Origin of the sequence: Verrucosispora sp. SN26_14.1, from assembly GCF_004307965.1 — a bacterium.
In the GTDB taxonomy this organism is placed as follows: domain Bacteria; phylum Actinomycetota; class Actinomycetes; order Mycobacteriales; family Micromonosporaceae; genus Micromonospora.
In genome coordinates, this window is the sequence record NZ_SISL01000204.1 from 1 (window position 1) to 10,423 (window position 10,423).

11 protein-coding genes are annotated in these 10,423 nt (G+C 71.9%); 7 read left to right on the forward strand and 4 right to left on the reverse strand.

From position 1 onward, the window contains the following. Positions 1 to 44 precede the first annotated feature (44 nt). Positions 45 to 1,019, reverse strand: a complete 975-nt coding sequence (locus tag EYA84_RS18355; RefSeq protein ID WP_131054286.1) for a DMT family transporter — start codon at positions 1,017 to 1,019, stop codon at positions 45 to 47. Positions 1,020 to 1,100: 81 nt separating this feature from the next. Here EYA84_RS18355 and EYA84_RS18360 point away from each other — a divergent pair, with 81 nt between their 5' ends. From EYA84_RS18360 to EYA84_RS18375, 4 genes are all read left to right on the forward strand, one after another. Next, positions 1,101 to 1,994, forward strand: coding sequence for a LysR family transcriptional regulator (locus EYA84_RS18360; RefSeq protein WP_131054287.1), 894 nt, complete (start codon positions 1,101 to 1,103; stop codon positions 1,992 to 1,994). Between the two features lie 95 nt (positions 1,995 to 2,089). Further along, complete coding sequence (argG, locus tag EYA84_RS18365; RefSeq protein ID WP_131054288.1) at positions 2,090 to 3,538, forward strand: argininosuccinate synthase; 1,449 nt, start codon at positions 2,090 to 2,092, stop codon at positions 3,536 to 3,538. A gap of 161 nt (positions 3,539 to 3,699) precedes the next feature. Then, the gene (locus tag EYA84_RS18370) at positions 3,700 to 4,023 is read left to right on the forward strand and encodes a hypothetical protein (RefSeq protein WP_131054289.1); all 324 of its coding nucleotides are present in this window, start codon (positions 3,700 to 3,702) and stop codon (positions 4,021 to 4,023) included. Positions 4,024 to 4,176: 153 nt separating this feature from the next. Then, positions 4,177 to 5,151 (forward strand): hypothetical protein, encoded by a 975-nt coding sequence (locus EYA84_RS18375; protein ID WP_161594999.1) that lies wholly within the window; start codon positions 4,177 to 4,179, stop codon positions 5,149 to 5,151. Positions 5,152 to 5,300: 149 nt separating this feature from the next. On the opposite strand, the gene EYA84_RS18380 is transcribed toward EYA84_RS18375, so the two are convergent. Together EYA84_RS18380 and EYA84_RS18385 are read right to left on the reverse strand one after the other, a co-directional pair. Beyond that, positions 5,301 to 6,341: a hypothetical protein gene (locus EYA84_RS18380; RefSeq protein WP_131054291.1), complete on the reverse strand. Its 1,041-nt coding sequence runs from the start codon at positions 6,339 to 6,341 to the stop codon at positions 5,301 to 5,303. A gap of 86 nt (positions 6,342 to 6,427) precedes the next feature. Next, positions 6,428 to 7,906: a glutamate--cysteine ligase gene (locus tag EYA84_RS18385; RefSeq protein WP_131054292.1), complete on the reverse strand. Its 1,479-nt coding sequence runs from the start codon at positions 7,904 to 7,906 to the stop codon at positions 6,428 to 6,430. A gap of 101 nt (positions 7,907 to 8,007) precedes the next feature. Between EYA84_RS18385 and EYA84_RS18390 the strand changes: the two genes are divergently transcribed. Then, positions 8,008 to 8,355: a DUF3817 domain-containing protein gene (locus EYA84_RS18390; RefSeq protein WP_131054293.1), complete on the forward strand. Its 348-nt coding sequence runs from the start codon at positions 8,008 to 8,010 to the stop codon at positions 8,353 to 8,355. A 3-nt stretch (positions 8,356 to 8,358) separates the two neighbouring features. On the opposite strand, the gene EYA84_RS18395 is transcribed toward EYA84_RS18390, so the two are convergent. Next, on the reverse strand, positions 8,359 to 8,898 hold the full coding sequence (locus tag EYA84_RS18395) for a hypothetical protein (protein ID WP_387262950.1): 540 nt from the start codon (positions 8,896 to 8,898) through the stop codon (positions 8,359 to 8,361). Between the two features lie 148 nt (positions 8,899 to 9,046). On the opposite strand from EYA84_RS18395, the gene EYA84_RS18400 reads away from it, so the two are divergent. Both EYA84_RS18400 and EYA84_RS18405 read left to right on the forward strand, forming a co-directional pair. After that, positions 9,047 to 10,165 (forward strand): Vms1/Ankzf1 family peptidyl-tRNA hydrolase, encoded by a 1,119-nt coding sequence (locus EYA84_RS18400; protein ID WP_131054294.1) that lies wholly within the window; start codon positions 9,047 to 9,049, stop codon positions 10,163 to 10,165. Further along, positions 10,158 to 10,423: thiamine pyrophosphate-binding protein (locus EYA84_RS18405; protein WP_255446624.1), on the forward strand; the 266-nt coding region annotated here is incomplete at its 3' end. The genes EYA84_RS18400 and EYA84_RS18405, both read left to right, overlap by 8 nt.

Consider the following 10,423-nt stretch of genomic DNA (forward strand, 5'->3'; position numbering starts at 1 on the left):
GGCCGGCGTCGCGCGCCTGGCGGTGCGGCCGTGCCGCCGTTCTTTCAGCGGCGCGTCGCGAAGACCACGCCGGCCAGGCAGAGCGTGCCGCCCAGCAGGGCGAGCGGCGCGGGTACCTCACCCAGCAGCGTCCAGGAGAGCAGGACCGTCACCGGCGGGACCAGGTAGGTCGCGGCGGTGGTGCGGCCCGCGGTCCAGCGGGACAGGACGTAACCCCAGGTGAGGAAGCCGATCGCGGTCGGGAACACGCCGAGGAACAGCACGCCCAGGGTCGCCGGGAGCGGCGCCGCGGCGAACTCCGCGAGCAGCGTGGGCGCGAACGGCAGCAGAGCCGCCGTCCCGGCGAGCGCGCCGAGCCAGGTCATCGTCACCGCGTCCACCCGCGCCAGGAGACGCTTCTGGAGCAGTACGCCGAAGGCGTACAGCAGGGCGGAGAGCACCGCCAGCGCGACGCCCACCGGGTCGGCGTGCCCGGTGAAGCCGCCGACCGCGATCAGGGCCACGCCCGCGAAGGCGATCGTCACCCCGACGCCGAGGCGGCCGGTGAGCCGCTCGCCGAGTACGAGTGTCGCGGCGATCGCGACGAGGATGGGCGCGACCGCCACCAGCAGCGCGGCTGTCCCGGCGTCGACGAGTCGTTCGGCGGCGTTGAGCGCCACGTTGTACCCGCCGAACCAGGCCACGCCCCAGAGCGCGATCAGCCCCAGCGTGCCGCCCCGGGGGACGGCGACCCGGCGGGGGACCGTCGCTTCGGTGTGCCGGACCCGGAACCGCCGGGTGACGGCGACGAACAGGGTCAGCGCGGCGGACGCCGCCACCATGCGGCCCAGCGCCATCGCGCCTGGCGAGTAGTCGTGCCCGGCGAAGCGGATGCCGACGAACGCCGAGGCCCAGAGCACGACCGTGGTCCCGGCGGCTACCACGATCGGCCAGGACCGGCGCGGTGCCGCAGGCCGGGGGTACGACGCGCCACGGGAGTCGTCGGCGGCGGCCCTGGCGGGAGCTTCGGTGAGCGTCATGGACCGATTCTCGAATGCTCGACGATTCAGCACCAGCGACTCTTTCTTCACGACAGTTAAGTTTTGCTTTACGGTTGTGAGGTGCTCGACGTCCACCGCCTCCGGGTCTTCCGTTCCGTCGTCGCCTCCGGCTCCGTCCAGGCTGCCGCCGCCAACCTCGGCTACACCCCCTCCGCCGTCAGTCAGCACCTCACCGCGCTGCAACGCGAGACCGGGCTCACTCTCCTCGCCCGCGCCGGCCGGGGCCTGCGGCCCACCTCCGCCGGCCATGCCCTCGCCGCCGAGGCGGACCGGGTGCTCGCTCGGGTCGGCGCGGCCGAGTCGCTGATCGCCGACCTGCGTACCGGTCGCACCGGCTCGCTCTCCATCGCCTACTTCGCGTCGGTGGGCGAGGCGTGGATGCCGCTGGTGGTACGCCGCATCCTCGCCGACCTGCCCGGCGTCCGGATCGACCTGCAACTCCGGGAGCACATCCCGGACAGTCGGGAGGAACGCGCTGACGTCCAGGTGGTCGTGGCGGACCCCGGCTTCGATCCCGGTGCGGGCTTCACCGCCCAGCACATCGTCGACGACCCGTACGTGGCCGTGCTGCCCGCCGGGCACCGCCTCGCCGGCCACGACGAGGTGGACCTCGCCGAACTCGCCGAGGAACGATGGGTCGACAACGACTTCGCCCGAGGCTGGTGCCGCGCCAAACTCCTCGAAGCCTGCACCGCCGCCGGATTCAGCCCGGCGTTCCGGGTCGAGGCGCACGACTACCGGACGGCGCTCGCCTTCGTCGCGGCCGGCATCGGCCTCACGGTGCTGCCCGCGCTCGGCGCCGCACACCTGCCGGACGGTGTGACTCCGATCCGGGTGGTCCGCCCGACACCGGTCCGCTCGATCCACGTGGTGGTGCACGACGCCGTCGAACACACTCCCGCCGTACGCACCACGATCGCCGCCCTCCGCGAAGCAGCCGGCACCCGGATGTAAGGAGGGGACCCCTGCTATGCACGAGGCGTTAGCAGGGGGCCCTTCCTTGCACCGCCAACTTGCATGGGTATGCGGGGTGGTGCATACTCTTCCTTGTGTCCAAGGTTCTTACCTCCCTGCCCACGGGTGAACGTGTCGGCATCGCCTTCTCCGGCGGCCTCGACACCTCGGTCGCGGTCGCGTGGATGCGCGACAAGGGCGCGGTGCCCTGCGCCTACACCGCCGACATCGGCCAGTACGACGAGCCCGACATCGCCTCGGTGCCCGGTCGCGCGCTCCACTACGGCGCCGAGCTGGCCCGCCTGGTGGACTGCCGCGCCGCCCTGGTCGAGGAGGGGCTGGCAGCGTTGACCTGCGGCGCCTTCCACATCCGCTCGGGCGGGCGGGCGTACTTCAACACCACGCCGTTGGGGCGCGCGGTCACCGGGACGCTGCTGGTGCGCGCGATGGTCGCCGACGACGTGCAGATCTGGGGCGACGGGTCGACCTTCAAGGGCAACGACATCGAGCGCTTCTACCGGTACGGCCTGCTGGCCAACCCGCAGCTGCGGATCTACAAGCCGTGGCTGGACAGCAGCTTCGTCACCGAGCTGGGCGGCCGCAAGGAGATGTCCGAGTGGCTGCAGGAGCGCGGCCTGCCCTACCGGGACAGCACCGAGAAGGCGTACTCCACGGACGCCAACATCTGGGGCGCTACGCACGAGGCGAAGACGCTCGAACACCTGGACACCGGCATCGAGACGGTCAATCCGATCATGGGTGTGCGGTTCTGGGACCCGACGGTGGAGATCCCCGCCGAGGACGTGACGATCGGGTTCGACCAGGGCCGCCCGGTCACGATCAACGGCAAGGAGTTCGGCAGCGCGGTGGACCTGGTGCTGGAGGCCAACGCCATCGGCGGCCGGCACGGCATGGGCATGTCCGACCAGATCGAGAACCGGATCATCGAGGCCAAGAGCCGGGGCATCTACGAGGCCCCCGGCATGGCGCTGCTGCACGCCGCCTACGAGCGGCTGGTCAACGCCATCCACAACGAGGACACCCTGGCGAACTACCACAACGAGGGTCGTCGTCTCGGTCGCCTGATGTACGAGGGTCGCTGGCTGGACCCGCAGGCGCTGATGTTGCGCGAGTCGCTGCAACGGTGGGTCGGCACGGCGGTCAGCGGCGAGGTGACGCTGCGACTGCGGCGGGGCGAGGACTACTCGATCCTGGACACCACCGGCCCGGCCTTCAGCTACCACCCGGACAAGCTGTCCATGGAGCGTACCGAGGACTCGGCGTTCGGTCCGGCGGACCGCATCGGCCAGCTCACCATGCGCAACCTGGACATCGCCGACTCCCGGGCCAAGCTGGAGCAGTACGCGAACCTGGGCATGGTCGGCGGCGCGCCGCAGCGGGTGCTCGGTGCCGCGCAGGCCGCCTCCACCGGGCTCATCGGGGCGATGCCGGAGGGTGGCGCGGAGGCGATCGCCTCCCGGGGTGTCTCCTCGACCGAGGACGCGGCCCTCGACCGTGCCGCCATGGAGTTCGGCGTCGACTGACCGCCGGGGCTCCGACCAGGCCCACCCGCCCGCCGTCGACGGTCACCCACCGTCGACGGCGGGCGGTGCCGTCTCCGGCGCGAGGATCCGCGACCGGTACGCTGGCCGCCCCCGGGTGTCCCGTACGTCCGACGCCTCCGGGTGTCCCGAAGGAGGTGGCCGTGCCCGCAGTGCTCCGACCCTGGCTGGCGGTCGCCGTGGCGAGCGCCGTCGCGGTCCTCGCCTGGGCCGGCTTCTGGTATCTGGCCGTGCCGCGCGTCGACGTGTGCCCGGCGGTCCACCCCGCGCCGGCCGGTTGCCGGGTCGACGAACGGATCTCCACCGCGTGGGCCTGGACGATCATCGTGGCGCTGCTCTATGTGGCCACCGTCGTCGCCCAGGTGCGTCCGAGTGCGCAGCGCCGCCAGGCGGTCCTGCTGGGCACCGTGGCGCTCGGTGTCTCGGCCGTATACGGCCTCTGGAAGGTGTGGCAGGCGGGCGGCTGAACCCGGGCGGCGCGCGGCCATCGATCGATGGCCGATCGACCGAAGTGACCTTCCTCGCGGATCCGTTCTACTGTGCGTAGTTGGCTGGTCGCCCATCGTCCACGGGGTGTGTGGATGGCGTGGACCGGTCACCGCTCTCCCGAGGAGGACCCGTTGAGGTTGCCGACCCGTCTGTCCGCCGCCGTGACCACGACCGTGCTGGTCGCGTCCGCGCTGACCGTCCTGCCCGCCTCCGCCGCCTACGCCACCCCGCTCACCTACCGCGCCGTCGACCTGGGCACCCTGGGTGGCACCGCCAGCGCCGCCACCGCGACCAACGACCGGGGCACGGTCGTCGGCTGGAGCCTGACGGCCGGCGGCGCCCGGCACGCGTTCGTGTGGCGCGGCGGGGTGATGACCGACCTCGGCGTGTTACCGGGGCACCTGGAGTCCACCGCCGTCGACGTCAACGAACGCGGCGACGTGGTCGGCACCTCGACCGGGCCGGACTGGATCACCCGGGCGGTGCTCTGGAGCGACGGTCAGATGATCGACCTGGGCACCCTCGGCGGCGACTACAGCGAGGCGATCGCCGTCAACGACCGGGGGCAGGTGCTCGGGCTGAGCAACCCGCCCACCGACATCCCGCACCGCTTCCTGTGGCAGGACGGCGTCTTCACCGACCTGGGGCGGCAGGACTTCTACGAGACGACCGACGGGCTCAACAACCGGGGCGACGTGGTGGGCACGTTCAACGTCCCGCCGTACGACTACCCGTGCACCTGCGTGGGCGGCCGGCTGCGCGACGGCGTCCTCACCCAGATCGGTCACCACGCGACGGCGATCAACAACCTGGGCCACGTGGTCGGCTCGGGCGGTGGCCGGGCCTTCCACTGGCGCGCCGGGGTACTGACCGACCTGGGCACGCTGGGCGGCCCGAGGAGTTGGGCGACCGACGTGAACGACCTGGGCGTGGTCCTCGGAATCAGCGAGACCCCCTCGTACGGTCAGCGACCGGTGCTGTGGTGGGCCGGTCGCACCGTCGACCTGTTCACGCGGGGGCTCGGTACCGCCGACCAGGTGAACGACCTGGACATCCGGGGTCGGCTGGTGGGCAGCCGCGAAGGGCGCGCCACGCTGTTCCGGTAGCGGCCGGCTCGGCGTTTACGCGGTCGACACCAGCACCGGACGCACGGTGGCGGTGATCTCCGGCCGGGGCGAGAAGGACGCCGAGTCCGACGACGTCCTTCTCGCTCGGGCGACCGCGCTGACCCTGGCTGCCCTGCGCTGAACCGGGCTCACGGCACGGCGGCACCGCTGAAGTCGAAGTGCGCGGTCAACGGGGTGCCGCGTACCCGCAGGGGTTGGGCGCCGCCGATCTGCGCGGCGTTCGGATACCACCGGCTCGGCGTGTACGCGCAGTCGCAGCGCAGCACCACCGACTGCCCCGGCAGCAGCCGCAGCGTGTATTCGGATCCCGCGTCCGCCACGCCCACGACGTCACCGGTGCGGGAATGGAACGCGATCACCTGCGCGTAGTAGGAGATGTCCGGGGCGGTGACGGTGCCGCTGAGCACCGTGCCGGGAGTGAGCGTCTGGTCGAGGGTGGCGGTCCGGCCGGCGCGGACCCGGACCGTGCGGGCCTCGCGCCAGTCGGCGGTGCCGCCGGACCACTGGCTGGCCATGTGGTTCGCAGTGAAGTACAACGGCCAGTGGTACGGCCCGAGGCCGGTCAGCGTGTATCGACCGTTCTCGTCGTTGATGGCGCCGGGGCTGCCGTATTTGGGGTGCGCGACGAACGGCATCACCGAGACACTCGCGTAGTAGAGCAGCGGCGTGCCGTCCGGCTGGGACAGTTGGCCGGTCACGGCACCCGGTGGGTCGAAGCGGACCTTCGGCGCGGTGATCGTCCGGCCGGCCCGCACGGTGACGACCGTTGCCTTCTCCCGCTGTCCGGTGCCGCCGTGCGCGCCGACCCACTGGAGTCCGTGGCGGGGTTCGTAGGGGATGGCCAGCAGCCGGTAGCGGCCGGGTGGCACGGCGGTGACGACCACCGCGCCGCCCTCGATCCCGGTGCAGCCGGCGTGCCGCCCGATCTGTTCCTCGCCGATGGCGACGACGGTGAGCGGGTCGCGGTCGACCGGGACCAGTGTCAGGCAGCCGCGGGCGTCGGCACCGGTGGCGGCGTCCCGCATCGTGGTCCGTAGCTCGCCGGTGGTGGCGGTTCCGGTGCGCGGGCCGGCGGCGGCGGGCAGGGGCTGGAGGGCGCCGCCGACGAGGGCGAGCGCGAGGAGGGGTACGACGAGGCGGGTGACGGAGTGTCGGTGTGACGGAGGCATCGGCGGATCCTCTCGACCCGGCGGAAGGACGTCGCACCTACGGTAATGCCCGTGCCCTTCTGATCACTCTCTGTGTCAGGAGGCTGTCAGGGGATCGGCCACTCGTGGACCGGGCGGTTGCTGTGCATCAGTTCCACGTAGTGCCGCAGCACCTCGCGCAGCGCGTCCGGCCGGTCGAGCTGGTCGGTCGACTCCAGCCGGTGCAGCGTGGCGACCTGCCAGCTCGCGCCGTTACGGCCGGTGAGGCAGCGCTGCTCGATGACGCCGAGCAGGCGGTCCCGCTCGTCCGGGTCGACGCCCCAGTGGTCCAGGCCCTGCTGGGCCAGCGGGAGCAGGCGACGCAGCACCAGCTCGGTGACGGGCAGGTAGCCCAGGCCGGGCCAGAAGACGCGCGCGTCGATGCCGTGCCGGGCGCAGGTGTTGAAGTTCTCCTCGGCGGCGCTGAACGACATCTGCGACCACAGTGGCCGGTCCGCCTCGGCGAGTGCCCGGACGAGTCCGAAGTAGAAGGCGCCGTTGGCGACGGTGTCCAGCACGGTCGGCCCGGCCGGCAGCACCCGGTTCTCCACCCGCAGGTGCGGGCGACCCCGGTGCACGTCGTAGACGGGTCGGTTCCAGCGGTAGATCGTGCCGTTGTGCAACCGCAGCTCGGCCAGGTTCGGTACGCCACCGGCGGCCAGCGTCTCGGACGGGTCCTCGTCGTCGCAGACCGGGAGCAGGGCCGGGAAGTAGCGCACGTTCTCCTCGAACAGGTCGAAGACCGAGGTGATCCAGCGTTCCCCGAACCACACCCGGGGCCGTACGCCCTGCGATTTGATCTCCTCGGGGCGGGTGTCGGTGGCCTGCTGGAACAGCGGGATGCGGGTCTCCCGCCACAGTTCCCGGCCGAAGAACAGCGGCGAGTTCGCGCCGAGCGCCACCTGGATCCCGGCGATGGCCTGGGCGGCGTTCCAGTAGTCGGCGAACTGCGCCGGGGAGACCTGGAGGTGGAACTGGGTGCTGGTGCAGGCGGCCTCCGGGGTGATGGTGTCGGCGGTCACCGACAGCCGTTCCACGCCGTTGACCGAGATCTGTAGGTCCTCGCCCCGGGCGGCGAAGATCTGCTCGTTGAGCAACGCGTAGCGGGGATTGGGCGACAGCGTCGCGGCGGTCAGGTGCTCGGGGCGTACGGTCGGCAGGATGCCGATCATCACCAGGCGGGCGTCGACCGTCCGGGCCTGCTGGTCGGCGGCGTTCAGGCTGGCCCGTACGCTCTGCTCGAACTCGGCCAGGCCGGTGCCGGTCAGCCGCCGGGGCGCCACGTTGATCTCGACGTTGAACTGCCCGAGCTCCGTCTGGAAACTCGGGTCGGCCACCGCACGCAACACGTCGGTGTTGCGCATGGTGGGCATGGAGTCCTCGTCCACCAGGTTCAGCTCGATCTCCAGGCCGGTCATCGGCCGGTCGACGTCGAACCGGGACTCCCGCAGCATCTCGGCGAAGACGTCGAGACAGCGCCGCACCTTGTCCCGGTAGCGAGCCCGATCCTGGCGACTGAAGGTCTGCGCGCCGACTTCCTCGCCCATGGTCACCACCCTGTCACCCCTGGTACCCCCGACGTGGCACGTCCATGCCTCCGGGCAGAAGCCCCGACCACGTGCGTTTCACGGATCCGGCGGCACATACCATGGCTGACGTGCGCGAAAAGGTGACCCGGCTGTTCGTGGTGGCGGCGATCGCGGAGGCGATCTCCTGGGCCGGCCTGTTGGCCGGGATGGCGGCGAAGTACGGCCCGCCCGACAACGAGCTGGGGGTCAAGGTGTTCGGCCCGATCCACGGTGCGCTCTTCGTGGTGTACGGGCTGCTGGTGCTGGCTGTGGCCCGAGTCAACCGGTGGAGCCTGACGGCCACGGTGGTGGCGCTGGCCTGCGCGGTGCCGCCGTTCGCCACCATCGTCTTCGAGCGTTGGGCCCGCCGACGCGGCATGCTCGACACCACGTCCGCGCCGCAGCGGGAGCCCGCCCCGGTCGGCTGACCCTCAGGTGAGGGCGGTGCAGGCGGCCAGCCCGGCCAGGAGCAGCAGACCCAGCGTGGCCTGGAGCAGCAGCGGTGGGCCGAGGTGTGACCACATGGTGGCGGTACGCGGCCGTAGCAGTTGACCGGTGGTCAGGTTGACGATCCGTTCGATCTTCGGCGCCAGATCCGGGTCGCCCTGGTCGCGCAGGGTGAGCTGGACGTGGTCGGCCGGGTGCAGCGCGCTCTGCGGCAGGTGTCCGTGCAGCTCCACCTCGTACAGTTTGCCGTTCGAGTCGCGCAGACGGACCGGCGTGACGAGGTACTCCGGTCCCTTCTTCAGCTCCTTGAACGTGCGGCGGCCGGTGCCGGAACCGGCGCTGAGCGCGGCCCGCACCAGTTTGGCGAGCAGGCCGATCACCCCGGCGGCGGCCACCACCACCATCAGCACCGGCTGCCCCACGCGTACCTCCCGGGGGTAACCGTCCATCAGCCGCACGATCTGCGCGGTGAGGATCCGACCGGTCGGATGCAGGCTGCGCCGCGAGTACGACGTCGTGTCCATGTCCACCACCCAGAGTCCGCTTTTGCTCACAGATCGTATCGATCCTCGGGGTTGAACGACGTGAATGAAAATCGGTCACGCGGTGGCCGGCAGGTGACAAGCCGGGTGGCGCGGGTAAGCGGTGGGCCGAGCCGGAAAGGGGTCGAGCATGCAGCTGTCCTTCCTGCGCCCGCTCTATCAGCGCCCGGGTCCGTGGTGCTCGGTCTACCTGGACGCCTCGATGGACACCGAGGACGCCCACGCCGCCCTCGACCTGCGCTGGCGCGGGCTGCAACGGCAGCTCGCCGAGCAGGGGGCCGACGAACCGACCATCGCCGCCATCGACCGGGTGGTCCGCGGGCACGACCCACTGCCCGGGGACTACGGGATCGCCGTCTTCGGCGCCCAGGGGCGGGTGGTGCTCTCCGAGTACCTGGCCGCGCCACCCCGGCGGGACCTGGCCGCGTACGCGCCGTTGCCGCACGTGATGCCGCTGCTCTCCCAACGGGGTGAGCAGGTCGCGTGGGTACGGGTGTTGGCCGACCGGACCGGTGCCGACGCGATGTCGGTCAGCGCCGGTGGGGTGCCCCGACGAGCTCACGTCACCGGCCGGGAGAGCTTCCCGTTGCGCCGGGTCAAGCCCGGCGGCTGGTCGCAGTCGCGTTACCAGCGCGCCGCCATGGAGGCGTGGCACCACAACGCGGGCGACGTCACCGCGGCCACCGTGGAGCTGGCCGAACGGGTCGGTGCCGAGGTGGTCGTGGTGGCCGGCGACATCCGGGCCACCGGCATGATCGCCGCCCAGATGCCGGCCCGCTGGCAGGACATGGTGGTCCGCACCGACGCCGGGTCCCGCGCCGAGGGGGCCGACCAGAGCCTGCTCGACGACCTGACCGTGCAGACCATCGCCGATCTGGCCGACCAGCGGGTGACCGCCGCGCTGGACCGCTTCGGCACCCAGGAGGACGTCGGCGCCGGACTCGACGCCGTGGTCGCCGCGCTGCAACGCAACCAGGTCGACACGATGCTGCTGGTGGACGACCCGTCCGCCGACGGGCAGCTCTGGATCGGCCCGGCGGCCACCGACATCGCCACCGATCCGAGTCAGCTCGCCACCGTGGCCGAGCCGGCCCGGGTACGCGCCGACGCGGCGCTGGTGCGGGCGCTGGTCGGCACCGACGCCGAACTGACCGTGCTGGGCCCGGACGAGGCTCCGCAGCTGGTGGAGGGCGTGGGTGCGGTGCTGCGCTACGTCGACCCGGTCACGCCGGGACGGGGCGGTGTCTGACCCCGCCGTCGCGGACGCGGTCGTCGCACGGTTGCTGGCCTGGCGGGTCGCGCGGGTGTATGGCGCGCCGGGCCCGGCGACCGCGCCGCTGGTCGAGGCGTTGCACGCGGCCGGTGGCGACCCGGAGTTCGTTCCCGTGCGGCACGCCGACAGTGCCGCGCTGATGGCCGCCGGGCACGCCCGGTTCGCGGGTGGGGTCGGCGTCTGCCTCTCCGACGGCGGGCCGGACGCGTTGGGGCCTGTCTCTTCTACAACTCT